The sequence below is a fragment of the Lysinibacillus sp. NPDC096418 genome (genome assembly GCF_044762775.1).
In the GTDB taxonomy this organism is placed as follows: Bacteria; Bacillota; Bacilli; order Bacillales_A; family Planococcaceae; genus Lysinibacillus.
Genome location: NZ_JBIWEY010000013.1, coordinates 20,177 through 38,417, shown reverse-complemented (window position 1 = coordinate 38,417; position 18,241 = coordinate 20,177). Strand labels below are relative to the sequence as shown.

Genomic DNA, 18,241 nt, shown 5'->3' with positions numbered 1-18,241 from the left:
TCTCCTTTTTACATTAAATTAACAATTATGCCTTGCACAATCCCGATTAAACCACCGAGCACCGCACCAAGTACTGTAATCATTTTAAATTCACGCTTTGAAATACCTAGTACAAGTTCTTCTAATTTTGATACAGGGAACGAATCAACTTGTTCACGCACAACTTCCTGTAAATTCAAACGTTTCAGTACATCTTCAAGTTTGTCTTCAGCTTGTATAAAAGCTTTATCTACTACTCGAGGTACAATACTTTCCTTCATCCATATGCTACCTTCTGGCCAGTAATGCGTGATTGGATAATTTAGACGATCTGCCACTGCCAATTGTTCCTTCACATAGCGTTGTAAATTAGCTAAAATCGGCTCAAATTGAATATCTTCTAGAAAATCCATTACAGGTCGATCTTTTAATTTATCCCATTCTTGCATAAAAATTTTCGTTAATAGAGTAGTTGTACCTGGTGATTGTAAAAACTTCACAAGTTCACGCTGTACTCTTCCTACAAGTGATGAGGAATCACCTAAAAACATATTAATCATGCCGCCAAGTGAACCTTTCGACGCTAAGAACTCATCCATCATTGCCTTAATAGTCATTTCGCCTTCTGGAGATAGAAAATAGTCCTCTCCCTTTTCTAAAATATGGCCAACTACTACTGGAATTTTAGCATCAACTGTTTCTTGTATATCGGCTGATAATAGCGTGCGAATAGATTTGGTCGATAATGTATTTTTCATTGATTCAAATTGTACAGCAACGATACTCTCCACTTTTTTCTCAATGGTCGTCGGTACATTGGAAAGCCCAGCTAAATCCAACCAATCTTGAATCGTTTTATCATTCGTAAAAATTGTTTCTTCAATTTTTGTTTGCGCAAATTGCTCTACTTTCTCTTGGATATCCTTCGAGAAAAATTTCTTTCTAAAAGTTTCTGGTGTTAATAAGTAGTTAACAACTGTCAAACCAAGTTGTTTTGCTAGCTCATCGCGACGCTTCGGAATCAACCCTGGTGTAAATGGGACGCGCCAATTTTTAATATATATTGCTTCATGTGGTCTAAATAGCATTTTAATCGCGAGGTGATTTGTTACACCTCCGATTGCTGCACCAATAATAGCCATGAATAGTAATGTCACTAGAAAATTGTCCATTAGCTCCCTCTCATTTCAATCAAATTCAACTTGGCGTACATGGTCATCTAAATTTTGACTCGTTTTACTATAATCCAAAATTTATGGACTCCGCCTCTTGCACTCATTATACCAGAGCAGTGAAAATCAGTGAAAGAAATCCCTCCAATAAAATGAATAGTTGCAAAATTACAGCTCCACATGAATAATGATAAACAAAAACATTCAAGAATGGAGTATGCAAATGATTCAACATTTTAGCTTCAAACCATTATTTGATAATACACAATTACCTGGCTGGACAATTTCCTTCTTTTATAAACGTGAACGCTACGCTGCCGAATATGAAAAAGATGGTTCTATCAAGTGGGTTGGCACTATTCCTCCAGATGAAGAAAATGTAAAAAAACTAATTCACGATCTTATGCTCTTTCATGTTTACGATTAATTTATCTTTAACACTAAGAAAATAATGTAAATATGCATATTTTACTACAAACCACTTCCACATATTTTAATAAAAATGTATTTATATTGATATTGTTGCCTTTTTCTTATACATTTAATAAATACCATCATATATTAAATGTTTTTTTGCAGGGGGCAATTTCTAATGGGTAAAGTCTTAATTTCGAGTGACTTGAACAGTTATAATTCGAAAGCATTAATACGTGCAAAAGTGAAAGAAGATTTCTCAAAGTTTTCCGATGAAATTTTCAGCTTAGTAGAACAAGCCGGTTCTTTAACTAGTAAAGAATTTGAAACTCATTCTGGGTTCAACAGCGACTTTTACACCGAATACTGTAGCCAACTAAAAATATTTTTTGACGCGACATCAAGCGCAATGATTGGCAAACGTTCAGGTAAAATTTTGTACATAACTTACAAAAATGAAAACTATGTTTTGACACAACAAGGTTTGACAGAAAAAGCAACTGTAACTATTTCTAAATTTACAGAAGAAGTTCCATTAAGAGAAACACTTCATGATTTAGATAAAGCTTGCTTAAAATTACGCTTTAATCAGTAGAAAAGAAAAGGGTTATCTCAAAATAATTTGAGATAACCCTTTATTCTTTGCATATAGAAAATAATTCATCTAAAAAAATCCACAAGTAAAACTCTCTTGAGATTTTGACGTGTCGTTTTATTATGAGATATATTTGCGTCTTTCTCTAAACAAACTATTCTTGCTCCATATAAAGTTAGCATATAGATTTCTTATTTTCAATCGTTAGCCGTATGGATATAAAAGTTTTTTCATTACATTTTCTCCATACATTAGCGGTAAATTTGAGGTTGTCAATATTTGTGTTTTTATTGTAAATAATTTATGATTAAAACATCCAACAATTTTTTAAATCATAGGAGGTGTACACTTTGTTTACTTCCCTCATTCGGGCGGGAACAGAGGAATTATTTGGACGGAGATATATTGGAGATAACCATAAGGTTGGCGGCATTCGCCCTTCTCATTATCATGACAGGATTTTTTGTTGCAACAGAGTTTGCTATCGTTAAAGTGAGAGCTACCCGAATTGATCAATTGCTTGCAGAAGGTCATAAAAATGCAAAAAATGCAAAAAGGGTTGTTTCAGATTTAGATGAATACTTATCTGCATGTCAGCTAGGTATTACCATTACAGCACTTGGTCTTGGTTGGCTTGGTGAACCTACATTTGAAATTATTTTACACCCGTTGTTTGAGTTTTTGAATCTGAATGGTAGTGTCTCATCTATACTTTCATTTATTATTGCATTCTCGCTTGTAACATTTATGCATGTCGTTATTGGGGAATTGGCGCCAAAAACTTTAGCCATCCAAAAAGCAGAAATAGTAACATTAAAATTTTCAGGGCTATTAATTTTATTCCACAACATTACGTATCCAATCATTAAATTATTAAACGGCTCTGCCCGTGCTCTAACGGGTATGTTCGGCTTAAAAATGATGGGAGAATCAGACGTAGCGCACACTGAAGAAGAACTTCGTATGATTTTATCGGATAGCTTAAAAGGTGGAGAAATTAATAACTCAGAATATGAATATGTAAACAGTATTTTTGAGTTTTCTGGTCGTCTTGCAAAAGGAATCATGGTGCCACGTACTGAAATCGTTGGTATCGACAAAGAGCTAACGATTAAAGAAGTTTTCGATTTAATGGGTGTTGAGCAATATACACGCTACCCAATCATTGATGGCGATAAAGACCATATTATCGGTTTAGTGAACATGAAACACTTATTAACTGCCTACATTAAAGACTCAGCAAATGGCGATAAACCTGTAATTGAGTATATGCAGCCCATTATTCGTGTCATGGAAACAATGCAAATTAACGATTTATTACTAAAAATACAACGTGAACGTATTCATATGGCTATTTTAATGGACGAGTATGGTGGAACATCTGGTTTAGTAACAATTGAAGATATTATCGAAGAAATCATCGGTGACATCCAAGATGAGTTCGATGATGATGAAATTCCTGAAGTACAAGAGATTGCAGACAATCATTATATTTTAGATGCGAAAATGCTATTAGAAAATGTGAATGATATGCTTGGTACTGACATAGAAGATGATGATATCGATACAATTGGCGGTTGGTTCATGACAAAACGTTTCGATGCTGTTGAAGGTGACAGCATTGAAGAACAAGGCCATGAATTTACAGTAAAAGAGTTAGACGGTCACCATATTTTATACTTAGAAGTTCTGAAATTACCTGAACTTGATTTATCAAACGAAGAATTAAAAGTCTAAATAAATTACATGCTAAAACGACTTCCTTTCATTTAAGGGAGTCGTTTTCTAATGTCCGAAAGTTTTGCGAGGGGGAAACAAAATGGAACTCTATACAAATTTACGTCAAGGGGAAAAAGGTGCTTGGTTGTCCATTGGTACATATCTATTTCTAAGCTCAACAAAGCTTACAATCGGATATATCGGTACATCAGATGCATTAAAAGCTGATGGGCTCAACAATACAACAGATATTATCGCATCGATTGCTGTACTTATTGGCTTGCGCATTTCGCAAAAGCCACCTGATTCTAATCATCAGTACGGCCATTTACGTGCGGAAACTGTAGCATCACTTGTTGCCTCTTTCATCATGCTAATCGTTGGTTTAGAAGTGCTTGTAAACTCCCTTAAAAGTTTATGGGAACCAGCTGGTACAACACCATCACTACTAACAGCCTATGTAGCACTAGGAAGTGCCGCCGTTATGTATGTTGTCTATCGCTATAACTTGGCGCTAGCAAAAAAAATACGCAGTGCTGCCATCAAAGCTGCTGCTTACGATAACCGCTCAGATGCGCTCGTAAGTATCGGAACAGCCATCGGAATTTTAGGAGCAATTTATGGCTTTCCTATTATCGATACACTTACGGCAATGGTCGTTGCTTTTATCATTATTAAAACAGCCGTGGAGATTTTTTGGGAAGCGGTACAGAGCTTAACTGATGCATTTAATATTGATGAAGTGGAAACATTATCTGTTTTAATCCGAAATGTAGAAGGTGTCATTAATCTCATCGATTTCAAAGGGCGTGCACACGGCAATATGTACTTTATCGATGTGACAGTCACCGTGAATCCATATTTAAATGTCTTTGAAAGCCACCGCATTACAGAGGTCATTGAACATACAGTAATGCGAGAAAATCGATTTTGTCATGTGTTTGTGCATATCGAGCCACATATAGAGGAAAGCCCCCCAGAAAACGAAAACAAGTCTCCTACCATATAATTGGTAAGAGGCTTGTTTTTTAGTTTACTTATAAAGTTATTGATTTATTACGCTATACCGCTTCCCTCTGTCAACCCATGCTTCACGGCATAGAGAGCAGCTTGTGTACGGTCCTGTACTTGTAGCTTCGTAAAAATATTCGATATATGTGTTTTCACTGTTTTTTCTGTGACAAATAGTGAAGCGGCAATTTCACGATTACTTTTGCCTTTTGTGAGTTCTGCTAGCACGTCCTGCTCACGGGGTGTTAACGGATTTACATTATGCGGTGCGTTTTCAGCTTCTTGACGATTTTGTTCAAGTGTCGTCGTCGCCTCAGGATGTATCGTATTTTCGCCACGCATAATTCGGCGAATAGATAATACAAGCTCATCCGGTTCAATATCCTTTAGCTGATAGCCTGCCGCACCTGCCTCCATCGCTGGTACAACGTGATCTCGATCAGAAAAGCTTGTCAGCATTAAAACTTCGATATGTGGAAATTTTGATTTAATACGTCTGGTTGCTTGAATTCCATCCATCTCTGGCATTACTAAATCCATTAAAATTATATCTGGCTGTAAGCTTTCCGCAAGTTCGATTGCCTCTAAACCATTCCTTGCCTCACCAACTACCTCAACATCCTTTTGCGTTTTTAAGAAAAACAACAATCCCCGACGGACCACATGATGATCGTCTGCTATTAATACACGTATCATTTTAGTTCCCCCTTTAATACGGCAAACGGATTAATAATTCCGTTCCTTTTCCAATTTCACTAACCCAATCCGCTGTGCCGCCGACAGATTTTGCCCGATCTTTTATCGACTGAAGGCCCATTGACAAAAGCTTGGCGTTTTTATCAATAACAAAGCCACGTCCTTCGTCACGAATCACAAGTAAAATATCTGTTGCTGTCACAGTAATATAAAGTGCCACATCTGTTACTCCGGCATGACGCCGAACATTATTAAGTGCCTCCTGCGCTACACGAAACAACGTCTCCTCGATGCGTGATGGAAACTGCAATACACCTGAAACAGTAACCTGTAATTTCAAACCTAACATTTCCGCATATACTTTAATCGCTTCTAACAAGCCGTTCTCCAAACCTTTTGGACGTAGCTGCCAGATTAATGCACGCATTTCTGTTAATGCGTCTTGCGTTAAATGCTGAATTTCTTTAAACGTTTCTTTTACTTCAGGATCCTCGCTCATTTCAATACCAGCTCTAGCCGTTAATGTAACAGAAAATAGCAACTGATTCACAGAGTCATGTAAATCACGCGCTAAACGATTTCGTTCTTTTACTAGCGCCATTTCTTGTTCCTGCTTTGTTAGTAAGATACGCTTAATGGCAGAGCCCATTTGAAAAGCCACAGATTCCAGTAATGCCAACTCCTCTTCTGAAAAGCGAACAGTATCCTTCGATGCTACATTAAGCAATCCAAAACGTTCTTGCCCCGATTGTAGTGGCACAGTAGCATGATGCGTAATACCAGCATGATCACCAACATTCGCAGCTATCGCGCTTTCAATTCGTTGACATTCAATAATATTAGAGGCCTTTTCAAGCTTCTCGTTACGATAGCGGGACACGCACCAGCAGCCACCTTTTTGCAAGTAATGACAACTTCTATGTTCAAGTGCCTCTGGTAAATTTTCATGAACAACGAGCTCAGAGCGCCCCTTTTCATCAATAAAAAAAATCCAGCCAGTTTCAAAATTTGTCCCATTTAAAAATTTCACAAGTGCCTCTTTTAGCATCGAGATAATTTCAGTTTCTTCATTTAATAATTCAGCTATTTCTTTCAATATACTGATATTTGAATGTTCTGCTTCTTTCACAAAAAAGCACCTCTTCTTCGGCATTTATTGCTTCTATCATATCACTTCCTGCTTGTTTCGTATGGCGAAAGCCGTTCATACTTTTGACTGATTTCATGAATTCCAGTAAATTGCTAGATATAATTGTTGCGATCGCTTGCTTCCGCCTCATTACACATCTGCTGAATTATGTTAAATCAATTTACTTCTAAATTCGAAACCTCTATAATCGAACAAGTAAATGCATTACTTAAGGAGAGTTGCATGTGTCTAAAAAAGTAGAGAATAGCTTACTATTCATCTGGATTGTCTCTATCGTTGCAACGTTAGGATCACTCTATTTTTCTGAAATCCGTGGCTATGAGCCTTGTAAAATGTGTTGGATCCAACGAATTTTCATGTATCCAATCGTCATTATGACGACTATTGCTTTTATTCAAAAAAATGCACGTATTGCGCTAACAACTGCTGTATTTGCAATCATGGGTGGTTCTGTATCGCTTTATCATTATGGTATTCAAAAGCTTAGCTTCTTATCAGAGTCAGCACCATCTTGTGGTATGGTGTCATGTACTGGCCAATACATTAACTGGCTTGGTTTCATCACCATCCCATTCTTAGCTCTAACTGCATTCATTTTAATCATAGGTGCAAGCTTCTATTTAATGAAAGCTGTAAAGGCCGAATAATAATGACTTTTAATGAGCAAATCACAAAACACTTATTTCCATTTTATAAAGTGGTCGTTGCTTCCCGCGCCAACGCTCGCTTTCCCGTAGGAATCTCACGCTTTCACTGACCTGATTCTAACAATAGATGTAAACATTCTTTTAAAGAGCTTGTTAGTAGTAGGCTTTTGGAGTGGAGGCTGGGCGAGTGTAGCTACGGCATTCGCCTTTCGCTACAGAGCAAAGCGCCCAGCTGGAACGCAAATCCCCTACTATATGGTGATGAATCCCTTTTATAATAGATTGGGTATTTTTTGAATGTGATGTTGCTTATATCGAGTAATAACTATTAAAGGGCCGTGTTCTACATGTGGAGTACGGCTTTTTTTACGGAGGAATATTTATGTTTCAATATGAAATCATCGAAAATAAATTAACAATTGAAGAATTATTACGTAACAACTGGCGTCTTGGTAAAAAGCTTGTACACGAGCTTCGTATGACTAAGGCTGTTACAACTACTGAAGGTGAGCCAATTCAGTGGAATGATCCACTTCCAGCTGGAACAATCGTTAAGTTCGCGTTCCCTATCCCCGCTTCAAGTTATAAACCAACTCCAGTTTGTGCCATTGATATTGTATATGAGGATGACCATTGTTTAATCGTATCAAAACCTAAAGGCATGTCCACACATCCAAATGATGCACGTGATACACATACTTGTATGAATCATGTGATGGCACATGTTATAGAAAATGGCGGTATTTATGCAGAACATGTACACCGTCTTGACCAAGGTACTAAAGGATTACTACTTGTGGCTAAACATCCACTTGCAAAATCGATTTTTGACCGTATGATTGAAGAAAAATCAATCATACGCATGTATGCTGCTGAAGTGCAAGGCAATTTACGTTCAACAACTGGTACGATTTCTGAATCAATCGGGAAAGATCGTCATCATGCAACTCGTCGTATCGTTTCTAATACTGGACAGCATGCCATTACACATTACGAAGTAGTCGCACGCTACAAACAGTCTTGTGTCGTTCACCTTATTTTAGAAACAGGACGTACACATCAAATCCGTGTACACATGGCACATATTGGGCATCCAATTATTGGAGATACTATGTATGGTGCTCGTGAAACAGAAAGTGGCGATTACGAATTGCATGCGATTCAATTGGAATTTGACCATCCTTTCTTAAATAAACGCATCATTGTAAAAGACACTGAACAATAATCTTAATTCCACCGCTAACAGGACTAAGTTAGCGGTTTTTTTATACCTAAAAATAGAAATATATTATCTTTATATTTTTTACTTGAATTTAACAATAATATTATTAATATATTTCCTCAATTGGTAATGACGGGTTATTTTTTTCGTGATAGAATAACATTGAATTATCAGATATCTAATGCGAATTAAGGAGGAGTTCATTGATGAAATGGGTTAAAAGTATTGCTGCAACTACACTTGTTGCAAGTTTACTAGCAGTACCTGGGTTCCAATCAGCACAGGCTCAAGAAACAACGACTACTAACGACGGTTTTAAATTAACAATTCTACATTCAAATGACACACATGCACATGTAGAGGCTGCTCCACAGCGTGCTACAAAGGTGAAAGAACTTCGTGCAGCAAATGAAAACTCACTACTTTTAGACGCAGGCGATGTATTCTCGGGGACTCTATACTTCAACGAATTTACCGGAGAAGTTGATATGAAGTTAATGAACTTAATGGGTTACGATGCAATGGTATTTGGAAATCATGAGTTTGATTTAGGGTCAAGCCCTGAAGGACATGCAGCACTTTCAAAATTTGTAAAAGGTGCTAAATTCCCCTTATTAGGTAGTAACCTTGATTTCTCTAAAGACTCATTATTTAATGGATTACAACTCCAAACGGTTACAAAAGACTTTGAAAACGGCAAAATCTATAACGGTATTATTAAAGAAATCGGTGGAGAGAAAGTAGGCATATTCGGTTTAACTACTGAAGAAACACCATCTATTTCAAGTGTAGCAAATGTTCAATTTGCTAAATACATCGATTCTGCAAAAAATGCTGTAGCAGAACTAGAAAAACAAGGTGTTAACAAAATTATTGCACTTACACACTTAGGCTTTGATGATTCAAAAGACTTTGATAATGACCAATTACTAGCTTCAGCTGTAGAAGGTATCGATGTTATTGTAGGAGGTCATACACATACTAAATTAACAAAGGCTGTAGAAGCTAAAACGCCATTCAAAAATCCAACAATCATCGTACAAACAGGACAATACAGTGAAAACTTAGGGGAGCTAGATCTCACATTCAGCGATAACGGCGCTGTTGTAGAATACTTTGGTCAACTCCATGCCTTAAATGATGAAAAAAATCCGATAGAAGCTGATGCAGAAGCAGCGGCACTCCTTGCCCCATACACAGAAAAAATTGCAGCAGTGAAACAACAATCTACTGGGAACACAGCTGTAACTGCATTAGACGGTAAACGTGGCCTTTGGGGTGTCCGTACTGGTGAAACAAACCTTGGGAACGTTATTACAGATGGTATGCTAGCTGGTGCTAAGAAAATTGACCCTGAAGTACAATTTGCCTTCTCAAATGGTGGCGGTATCCGCGCTGGTATCGATGCTGGTGACATCACTTTGGGTGAAGTAATGACTGTAATGCCTTTCGGTAACGCACTAGGTATCGTGAAAATGACAGGTGCTGAAATCTATGAAATGGTTGAGCATAGTGTAAAAGACTTCCCGAAAGAATTCGGAGGCTTCTTACATTTCTCTGGTTTACAAGTACAATTTGACGGTAAAGCAGAAGCTGGTAAACGCGTGAAATCTATTACTCTAAATGGTAAAGAGCTAGATAAAGGTACTTTCTACAAAGGTGCAACTAACACATTCACTGCTAAAGGTGGCGATGGTTACGATACTTTAGCGAAAGTTTATGCAGATGGGCGTGTAAGTGAACCTGGTACGATTGATTTTGAAATGTTCATCGAGCATTTAAATACCCTGAAAAATGTAGATGCTAAAGTGGAAGGTCGCATCATTGCCACAATTCCGTTCACCGATATCAAAAAAGGCTCTGAAACGGAAGATTATGTACGTGACCTTTATTATCGTGATTTAACACAAGGTACTTCAGCTACTACTTATTCACCAAATGCTAACTTATCCCGTGCACAGGCTGCTTCATTCATAGCACGTGCATTAAAACTTGAAGCTAAGGGTAAAGTAACATTCTCTGATATTACTAGTTTAGAAGAGGCTACTCAAAAAGAAATTACGGCTCTTGCTGAAGCAGGTATCGTAAAAGGCCAAAACGGTAAATTTAATCCAACAGCGAAAGTAACACGCTCGCAGCTTGCTTTAATGTTTGCGCGTGCATATGAATTACAAAATGATGCAAAAAAAGACTTAAAAGCTGATTTTAGCGACATCTCAGCTTATAACGCTGAAACGAAAAATGCCATCGCTCTAATGAATGATCTTGGCATTGCTAATGGTTCAAATGGTAAATTCATGCCTAGCAACAACGCAACACGTGCGCATATGGCAAAAATGCTTTCTAATTACATTCCTTATGTAAAAGAAGTCAAATAAAGACCAACTAAAAATCCCGCTTCTCATTAATTGAGAGCGGGATTTTTTATCATTATCGTACTTAAAAGTTAAATTTAAAGTTATCAGGATCTTGACCAAAACGTTGATTACGATTTAAAGCATGCAATTTATCCATCTGCACCGGTGATAATTCGAAATCAAAAATTTGAGCATTTTCCTCAATGCGACTAGGCGTCACAGATTTAGGAATAATGATTGTATCATTTTGTAAATGCCAACGAAGGACAACTTGTGCCGCTGTCTTCCCTACTTCTTGACTGATTTCTAGAATAGCAGGATCATTTAACACACCGCCACGCCCAAGTGGCGACCAAGCTGTGACAGCAATTTGATGTTCCTTACAAAAAGCCTTTAATGCATCTTGCTGTAAGTATGGGTGCACTTCTACCTGATTAACCATCGGTGCTACATTTGCCTTTGCTAGCAGTTTCTCTAAATGATGCTCATGGTGATTGGAGACACCTGTTGCACGAATTAATTTTTCATCATACAAGCGTTCAATCGCTCGATAGGTTTCTTCAAACGTTTCAGGAACAGCCCAGTGTGTTAAATACAAATCTAAATATTCCAAGTTTAATTTTTTCAATGACACTTCAAAAGCTCGTAGCGTTGCATCATAACCATGATCACTATTCCAAACTTTTGTCGTCACGAATATATCTTCTTGCGCAATGCCAGAATAACGAATGGCTTCTCCAACTTCTACTTCGTTACCATATAAAGAAGCCGTATCAATCGCACGATACCCAACCTTTAATGCCTTATCGATAGCCTGAAGTGTTTCTTCTCGCTCCGTCATTTTATATACCCCTAAGCCAAGACGAGGCATTTCTAAACCGTTTGTTAATATTTTCGATGATTGTAAATTCATACTTTTGAGCCCCTTTCTTTTCCTAGTACCATTATACAAAAAAGTGGATTTAAAAAAAGAAATAAAGCATCACTGAATTTAGCATTTTTTATTATCTGGTTTTTCGTCTTCATTCAGCTGAATAGGATCTGCAATGCGATTATCTTCTGCCAATTCAACACCGTCACGCATCCGTTCCATTTGTTTACCAAGTTCTTTCACTTCATCAAAATTTGTTGCCATTGTACCGTTTTCTATATTCGGAACTTTCTTCTCCATTATCATCACCTCTAGTATAGTTTTCCCGAAAATCTGTAGGACGAACCATTTCTGACATATTTTATTTACTAATGTCGTTTCATTTTGACAAGAGATAAGCTATACTAAAAAGAGATTTCTTTACAAACATGAGGAGGGTTCTTCCATGAAATTATTATTAATTATTGGTGTAACAGTTGCTTTCTTATCTGCTATTTTCACTGCTGGTTACGAAGGCAATTACAAAGCGGACAAATAATACCTCAAGAAAATCACTAAGTATGTTTACATACTTAGTGATTTTCTTATTTACGAGAAAAAGTATAACTGCTTGACTTACTTAACTTTATAAAATATACTAAGTTACATAAAGTAAGTTGATAATTAATCATAACTAAAATATGGAGGCTATCCTATATGCATTTTCATGAAAAACCAAATATGTATGTTACAAATGTAGAAATTAAAGTGAGCGATTTACACCGTTCATTAAAATATTACCAAGAAGTAATTGGCTTTAAAATTTTAGATCAAGAATCAAAAAAAGCAACCTTAACAGCAGATGGCTACACAGCGCTACTAACACTTGTACAACCTGAAACAGTTGAAGAAAAAACAAGATTAACTACAGGACTCTTTCACTTTGCATTACTTTTACCTACTCGCGGTGATTTAGCGAACATCATTACACGTTTCCATCGAAAAGGCATCTATTATGGCGCATCAGATCATGCTGTAAGTGAGGCACTTTACTTACAAGATCCAGATGACAATGGCATTGAAATTTATGTTGACCGTCCAGAAGAAAATTGGACTTGGACATCTAACCAAGTGCATATGGTGACAGAGCCGCTAAACATTCGAGCTATTTTAATGGAAGAAACCGGAGAATGGAATGGACTTCCAATAAAAACTGTAATGGGACACATCCATTTATCCGTTTCAGACTTAGATGAAGCAGAAGAATTTTATACAAATGGACTGGGCTTTGACATAGTCACTCGCTATGGAACGCAAGCATTATTCATCTCCACTGGTCGCTATCATCACCATATCGGTCTAAACACGTGGCATTCTAAAAACGCTCCAAAACTTGGAGAAAACCAAGTTGGCCTAAAAACATATTCTTTGTTTTTAGATAACGACAATCAAGCCACTACATTAAAAGAAAATTTACATGCTATTGGTGCACCTGTAGTCGAATTTGAAGGTGGTTTCCAAACAGAAGACCCTGCTGGGAACACCATCTTATTAAAATTTTAAATAAAGTAAAGGCAGCTCTCACATTCATTACGTGAGAGCTGCCTTTTCATTTTGTTACCTTCAATTTTCAATTTAATCCTGGGTACCCTTGCTGACGTAGTGCTTCATAAATAACAATTGCAGCTGTATTCGATAAGTTTAACGAACGAATATGCTCACTTTGTGGAATACGTAAACACATATCACGACGCTCATAAGCAAAATCCTTTGGGAGACCCGTTGTCTCTTTTCCAAACATAAAGTAAATATCACGATCCTTATCACTAAAATCATGCGTCGTGAAAGGCTCATCGCTATACGTTTCGATTAAATACAAATCTCCGTTTTTCGATACTTCTAAAAAATCTTCGAGCGAGTCATGATACACTACATTCACGCTATGCCAATAATCTAAGCCAGCACGCTTTAGCATTTTATCGTCCGTAGAGAAGCCAAGTGGACGTATTAAATGTAGGGATGTATTTGTACCAGCACAAGTACGTGCAATATTACCTGTATTTGCTGGAATTTCTGGTTGATATAAAACGATATGCAATGGCATAACGGCACACTTCCTTACCTGAAAAATTTTAGTCCTTTATCAATTTCGACGAGCACTTCCTCGTCTTGTTCCTTATTTTTCGCAGTGTGTAACGCAGCTTCTGCCACGTTTCCACCAATCTTGCCTAAAGCCCATGCAGCTGTTCCTCGAATAACTGGACGACTATCCTTTTCAAGTAGCGCCACTAAATCTGGCACTGCCGCTTCTTCTTTAAAATGAGCAAGTGCAAAAATGGCATTACGTTGAATCGGCTTTTTCCCACGCCATGATCCTGATACATGTCCAAACTTCTCTTTAAACTCGCGATTAGAAATAGTAAGCAGTGGTACAAGTAATGGCTTGGCTAACTCCGGATCAGGCTTAAATTCATCATGTATCCAGTTAATCTTACCTTTATTTTTTGGACAAACAGTTTGGCATGTATCACAGCCATACAAGCGATTGCCTATATGCGAGCGAAATTCATCCGGCAAACTCACCTTTGTTTGCGTTAAAAACGCGATACATCGCTGTGAATCAAGCTGCCCACCTTCAATAAGTGCACCTGTCGGACAAACATCTAGACATAATCGGCAGTCTCCACACTCATCCTCCATCGGTGTATCTGGGGCAAATGGAATATTCGTAATGAGCTCACCTAAATATACGTAAGAGCCAAATTCAGGTGTGATAATAGAACAGTTTTTGCCACTCCAGCCAATGCCAGCACGCTCTGCAACAGCACGATCTACAAGTGCACCAGTATCGACCATCGATTCAATACGCACAATTTCAATGCGCTCTTCTAGCCATTCCGTTAACAATTTCAATCGTTCACGCAAAGCAGTATGATAATCGACACCCCAAGAAGCGCGGCAAAAAATCCCACGTCTAGCGCCTTTCTTACCGACAGGTGCATTTTGCATACGTGACGGATAAGCTACTGCAATTGCTACTATACTTTCTGCTTCGTCCAGTAGTTGCAATGGCTCCGTTCGTTTTTCAATATCCGCTTCCTCAAAACCCGATTGGTAGTCAAGTTCTTGCTGACGTCGCAGACGATTTTTTAATTCTGTAAACGGAGCTGCCGTTGTAAAGCCAATTTTATCGACCCCAATGGACTGTGCATACGCAACAAATTCATTTTGTAATTCACGTATGTTCATTTCATTTCCAACTCCTTACATGATACAATAATATCAATTACGCCTCGGCGTAATTGCATCCAGATTTTAAATGAAGATAAATATATAAAGTAGGTGATAATTTCATGGAAGTTTCACTACATCCATCTCTTTCTACACAACATCCCGAACTCAAAATCGGCATTATCCATTATACCAAAATAGTCGTAGCAGAATCGCCTCAAATGATTAAAGGACGTATGCAATTGTATCAGGAAAATCTTTATTTAGAAATGCAAGAAACACCTGTAACAGAACGCACAGGAATTGCTGAATGGCGCAAACTATGGAAAAAACTTGGGGCTGACCCAAACCGTTATCGTCACGCTGCAGAAAGTCTAATGCGCCGCGTTAGTAAACAAAACTATTTAACACCGTTTCATTCTGGTGTTGATTTAAATAACTTCTTCTCGCTTCAATACGAAATTCCAGTCGGTATTTACGATGTTGCTCATATTCAAGGTAATGTAGAAATCGCACTTGGAGCTGAAGAAACCGGCTATGAGGGGTTAAACGGTCGCTTCAACTCACTACACAATATTCTATATAGTCTTGATGAAAAAGGTGCATTTGGCTCACCATTCGTCGATTCAAAACGGACAGCTGTGACAAAAAATGCAACTGAAGCTTTACATATTTTCTATCTACGACCATCACTTTCTAACGAAGAAGCAGAAAAACTACTAGCTTCTGCTGGTAAAATGTTCAATCAGATCCATGGCGGTGACTATACTACTGCCCTATTAACATCTGTAACACCAACTACTACACTATAAGGATGTGTTAGCATGTCAATTAATCTTGCAGAAGCAGTCAAATTGAAAAGTGTTTTAGCAAAAAAAGTACAGGAGCTTATTAGTGAGCTACACCGTAGTGCCTTTGTAACGATTGAAAAAGGTCAAACACCAAAAACAAGTAATCGTTTAATGACGACGATTGAGGCTGATCTTGCACAAGTTCGACTGGACATCCGTACATTAGATCGTCTTGTATACGAAGCAAACATTCAAAATACAGTAGCCTTTAAAGGCGAGCACCTTGCTCTTGTCGAAGCGATTGAACTAGCAACTCAGCTACGGGCTGAAGCTGAGCTTTGTAAGCACTTTAGTACGCATGAAAAAGAAACAGTGCGTATGGGTTATGGTGATAGTACGATGCTTTATGAAATTGCACTTTACGAACCTGAAGATTACCGCGAACGTGCAGCTACTCTTGAAAAAGAGGCACATAAGCTATCGAACTTAATCAATGCAAAAAACTATTCAGTTGAAATTGCATTCGATGATTCTCGCTATTTTTAAACTCGGGGCGGTGAGACTCCAAATCATTTTTAAAGAAAGTGCCGTTATATCAATGTTTTCAAGGGTTTTCGGACACCTTTCTAAAAGTAGTGAATACGGGTTTGACTACGGTTTACCTAAAATAGCGTTGTTGGGGGCAAATTTTTATATTTGTTTTAATGAGATTGTGGCATATTGCTTCAATCTTTTTTTTGTTGGTGCGTGATGCAATATAAAAAGCACCCTTGTATGAGAGTGCTTAGAAATTAATTAATTATTTCAATTGAAGAAACATGACTAGGGTTAAACATTATTTTACTTTCAGGATCTAAAAACGAGAAACTGTTTTTTAGAACCTTTACAGTACCAGCCCCCATAGGTAATTGATTCTCATTATACAAGCTTGATATAAACTGTTGGAGAGTATTACCTGGATATTCTAAAATGTATTCTTTACCACTATCCATAATAACCTTGATTTTCATTCCTATCACTCCTTCTCTATATAATTATACTATAAAGGAACTATTTTCCTAAAGTGATTTTTGAAAAATAATAATAACGCTGATATATTTTATATTCCCTACACTAACTTCGAGATAATTTTTAATAAATATAAAAAACACATACCGTAGCAAGTGTTCCGTAAAATCCAAAATAGGACTGCTCAAAATTGAGCAAGCCCCCATCTACGTGTTAAAATACTATTTAGGACATGTTTCATTAGTCGATGTTAGCGCATCGGCTTTTTTATTTTTCTCGCTTTTAATTACCGTTTCGAATAATTCATCTGCATGAATATTAAGGTTTTTTACTTCTTCAGACATTTCTTTAAACAAAGGATGGAAGCCCATATCAATTAAACGTACTGTGTCTTTAATTTCATTAATTGCAAGACAAGCCATTCCTCGGTCTTTATCCCAACCTTTGTGAACAATATCCTCAATACGTTCTAACAATTTCGCTACTGCCCCTTGAATAACCTCTAATTGAATCATCTGTGCAGATAAAATATATGCGTTGTTACTATTCTCATGTGCGATTGTTCTTAAAGTGTGTTGTGTTTGTTGTTGCATGTTCATCATTTCCCTTCTATATATGTTTTTATTTAGTTGCTACCGCATTTAAAAGTAATTGCTTGTTATGATCAGACATCACACGCCATTCTTTAGCTGTTACTTTCATTTTCTCTCCCCCTTTCAAAATGCCGGCTATTTCTAGTCCATTCACCGACTAACCCTTGATGGTCATTTAAGTTAATTCAGAAATATACTAACTTCATTGTACTTTTTACTAACTTCATTGTACTAACTAGTTAATATTTAGTCAATAGTAATTATGAAAAAATACCAACTTCATTGTATAATTAATTTTAGGAGGGATTATATTGATAAAAATAACTTTGGATAGAATTATGTTTGAGAAGAAAATTAAAGTACCTCAATTGGTAGAGAAAAGTGGATTAAATAAGAATACGTTATATGCTTTGCAAAAGAATGAAGTAACACGAATTGATTTAAATACTTTAGATGCTTTATGTATAGCTCTGGATTGTGATATCACTGATATAATCGAATTCACACCAAATAAAAAGGACTCCCTATAAACGGGTGTCCTTATTTTTATATGTCACTTTTTTTGTTCCACATATTATCATTCGATATTTCTTTTGTTCTGTCTTTAATTACTGTTACTCCACCAACAGTTAAATTATTTAGCTTTAAATCCACACTGTACTTACGTGACCAAATACTTTCGACGATTGGCATTAATTTACGCACTTTTTCTTCTGTCATTTTGAACCCTTCTAAACCCTTCATGATTATCACTCCAATGATTTTTATTCTCAGTATTGCCTTTATGTAAATTAAAATTGAAAGTA

Annotated in this window: 22 protein-coding genes; 11 read left to right on the top strand and 11 right to left on the bottom strand. The window is 37.0% G+C overall.

The annotated features are described in order from the left end of the window. Positions 1-8: 8 nt before the first annotated feature. Positions 9-1,151, bottom strand: coding sequence for a DUF445 domain-containing protein (locus ACIQZG_RS11970; RefSeq protein WP_402755411.1), 1,143 nt, complete (start codon positions 1,149-1,151; stop codon positions 9-11). Between the two features lie 223 nt (positions 1,152-1,374). Here ACIQZG_RS11970 and ACIQZG_RS11965 point away from each other — a divergent pair, with 223 nt between their 5' ends. From ACIQZG_RS11965 to ACIQZG_RS11950, 4 genes are all read left to right on the top strand, one after another. Beyond that, positions 1,375-1,578, top strand: a complete 204-nt coding sequence (locus tag ACIQZG_RS11965) for a YheE family protein (protein WP_402755473.1) — start codon at positions 1,375-1,377, stop codon at positions 1,576-1,578. Positions 1,579-1,743: 165 nt separating this feature from the next. After that, on the top strand, positions 1,744-2,160 hold the full coding sequence (locus ACIQZG_RS11960) for a hypothetical protein (RefSeq protein ID WP_402755410.1): 417 nt from the start codon (positions 1,744-1,746) through the stop codon (positions 2,158-2,160). Positions 2,161-2,583: 423 nt separating this feature from the next. Further along, entirely contained in the window at positions 2,584-3,897 is a 1,314-nt protein-coding gene (locus ACIQZG_RS11955) for a hemolysin family protein (RefSeq protein ID WP_402755472.1), read from the top strand. A gap of 82 nt (positions 3,898-3,979) precedes the next feature. Continuing rightward, entirely contained in the window at positions 3,980-4,888 is a 909-nt protein-coding gene (locus ACIQZG_RS11950) for a cation diffusion facilitator family transporter (protein WP_402755409.1), read from the top strand. Positions 4,889-4,935: 47 nt separating this feature from the next. On the opposite strand, the gene ACIQZG_RS11945 is transcribed toward ACIQZG_RS11950, so the two are convergent. Further along, positions 4,936-5,586, bottom strand: a complete 651-nt coding sequence (locus tag ACIQZG_RS11945; RefSeq protein ID WP_402755408.1) for a response regulator — start codon at positions 5,584-5,586, stop codon at positions 4,936-4,938. Positions 5,587-5,599: 13 nt separating this feature from the next. Continuing rightward, positions 5,600-6,715 (bottom strand): GAF domain-containing sensor histidine kinase, encoded by a 1,116-nt coding sequence (locus tag ACIQZG_RS11940; protein WP_402755407.1) that lies wholly within the window; start codon positions 6,713-6,715, stop codon positions 5,600-5,602. Positions 6,716-6,960: 245 nt separating this feature from the next. On the opposite strand from ACIQZG_RS11940, the gene ACIQZG_RS11935 reads away from it, so the two are divergent. From ACIQZG_RS11935 to ACIQZG_RS11925, 3 genes are all read left to right on the top strand, one after another. Next, on the top strand, positions 6,961-7,383 hold the full coding sequence (locus ACIQZG_RS11935) for a disulfide oxidoreductase (RefSeq protein WP_402755406.1): 423 nt from the start codon (positions 6,961-6,963) through the stop codon (positions 7,381-7,383). Positions 7,384-7,765: 382 nt separating this feature from the next. Continuing rightward, positions 7,766-8,608, top strand: a complete 843-nt coding sequence (locus tag ACIQZG_RS11930) for an RluA family pseudouridine synthase (RefSeq protein ID WP_402755405.1) — start codon at positions 7,766-7,768, stop codon at positions 8,606-8,608. 203 nt (positions 8,609-8,811) lie between these two features. Then, on the top strand, positions 8,812-10,983 hold the full coding sequence (locus ACIQZG_RS11925) for a 5'-nucleotidase C-terminal domain-containing protein (RefSeq protein WP_402755404.1): 2,172 nt from the start codon (positions 8,812-8,814) through the stop codon (positions 10,981-10,983). Positions 10,984-11,044: 61 nt separating this feature from the next. Here ACIQZG_RS11925 and ACIQZG_RS11920 read toward each other — a convergent pair whose 3' ends face one another. Both ACIQZG_RS11920 and ACIQZG_RS11915 read right to left on the bottom strand, forming a co-directional pair. Then, a complete protein-coding gene (locus ACIQZG_RS11920; RefSeq protein ID WP_402755403.1) occupies positions 11,045-11,875 on the bottom strand; it encodes an aldo/keto reductase in 831 nt (276 codons plus the stop codon). A 78-nt stretch (positions 11,876-11,953) separates the two neighbouring features. Then, positions 11,954-12,133 carry a hypothetical protein gene (locus ACIQZG_RS11915; protein ID WP_402755402.1) on the bottom strand — a complete coding sequence of 60 codons (180 nt, stop codon included), beginning with the start codon at positions 12,131-12,133 and terminating at the stop codon, positions 11,954-11,956. Positions 12,134-12,529: 396 nt separating this feature from the next. Between ACIQZG_RS11915 and ACIQZG_RS11910 the strand changes: the two genes are divergently transcribed. After that, on the top strand, positions 12,530-13,375 hold the full coding sequence (locus ACIQZG_RS11910; protein ID WP_402755401.1) for a VOC family protein: 846 nt from the start codon (positions 12,530-12,532) through the stop codon (positions 13,373-13,375). 67 nt (positions 13,376-13,442) lie between these two features. Here ACIQZG_RS11910 and trmL read toward each other — a convergent pair whose 3' ends face one another. Further along, positions 13,443-13,916: a tRNA (uridine(34)/cytosine(34)/5-carboxymethylaminomethyluridine(34)-2'-O)-methyltransferase TrmL gene (gene trmL / locus ACIQZG_RS11905; RefSeq protein ID WP_402755400.1), complete on the bottom strand. Its 474-nt coding sequence runs from the start codon at positions 13,914-13,916 to the stop codon at positions 13,443-13,445. Between the two features lie 14 nt (positions 13,917-13,930). Continuing rightward, positions 13,931-15,061 carry a tRNA epoxyqueuosine(34) reductase QueG gene (queG, locus tag ACIQZG_RS11900; protein WP_402755399.1) on the bottom strand — a complete coding sequence of 377 codons (1,131 nt, stop codon included), beginning with the start codon at positions 15,059-15,061 and terminating at the stop codon, positions 13,931-13,933. A 104-nt stretch (positions 15,062-15,165) separates the two neighbouring features. Between queG and ACIQZG_RS11895 the strand changes: the two genes are divergently transcribed. Together ACIQZG_RS11895 and ACIQZG_RS11890 are read left to right on the top strand one after the other, a co-directional pair. After that, complete coding sequence (locus ACIQZG_RS11895) at positions 15,166-15,855, top strand: B3/B4 domain-containing protein (protein ID WP_402755398.1); 690 nt, start codon at positions 15,166-15,168, stop codon at positions 15,853-15,855. A 12-nt stretch (positions 15,856-15,867) separates the two neighbouring features. Continuing rightward, positions 15,868-16,380, top strand: a complete 513-nt coding sequence (locus ACIQZG_RS11890) for a hypothetical protein (RefSeq protein WP_402755397.1) — start codon at positions 15,868-15,870, stop codon at positions 16,378-16,380. Positions 16,381-16,625: 245 nt separating this feature from the next. Here ACIQZG_RS11890 and ACIQZG_RS11885 read toward each other — a convergent pair whose 3' ends face one another. From ACIQZG_RS11885 to ACIQZG_RS11875, 3 genes are all read right to left on the bottom strand, one after another. Then, positions 16,626-16,844, bottom strand: coding sequence for a hypothetical protein (locus ACIQZG_RS11885; RefSeq protein WP_402755396.1), 219 nt, complete (start codon positions 16,842-16,844; stop codon positions 16,626-16,628). A 219-nt stretch (positions 16,845-17,063) separates the two neighbouring features. Next, positions 17,064-17,441, bottom strand: a complete 378-nt coding sequence (locus tag ACIQZG_RS11880) for a hypothetical protein (protein ID WP_402755395.1) — start codon at positions 17,439-17,441, stop codon at positions 17,064-17,066. Between the two features lie 22 nt (positions 17,442-17,463). Beyond that, on the bottom strand, positions 17,464-17,589 hold the full coding sequence (locus ACIQZG_RS11875; protein ID WP_402755394.1) for a hypothetical protein: 126 nt from the start codon (positions 17,587-17,589) through the stop codon (positions 17,464-17,466). Between the two features lie 157 nt (positions 17,590-17,746). Between ACIQZG_RS11875 and ACIQZG_RS11870 the strand changes: the two genes are divergently transcribed. Continuing rightward, complete coding sequence (locus tag ACIQZG_RS11870) at positions 17,747-17,965, top strand: helix-turn-helix domain-containing protein (RefSeq protein WP_402755393.1); 219 nt, start codon at positions 17,747-17,749, stop codon at positions 17,963-17,965. 16 nt (positions 17,966-17,981) lie between these two features. Here the strand turns inward: ACIQZG_RS11870 and ACIQZG_RS11865 are convergent, their stop codons facing one another. Continuing rightward, positions 17,982-18,179: a hypothetical protein gene (locus ACIQZG_RS11865; protein WP_402755392.1), complete on the bottom strand. Its 198-nt coding sequence runs from the start codon at positions 18,177-18,179 to the stop codon at positions 17,982-17,984. Positions 18,180-18,241 lie beyond the last annotated feature (62 nt).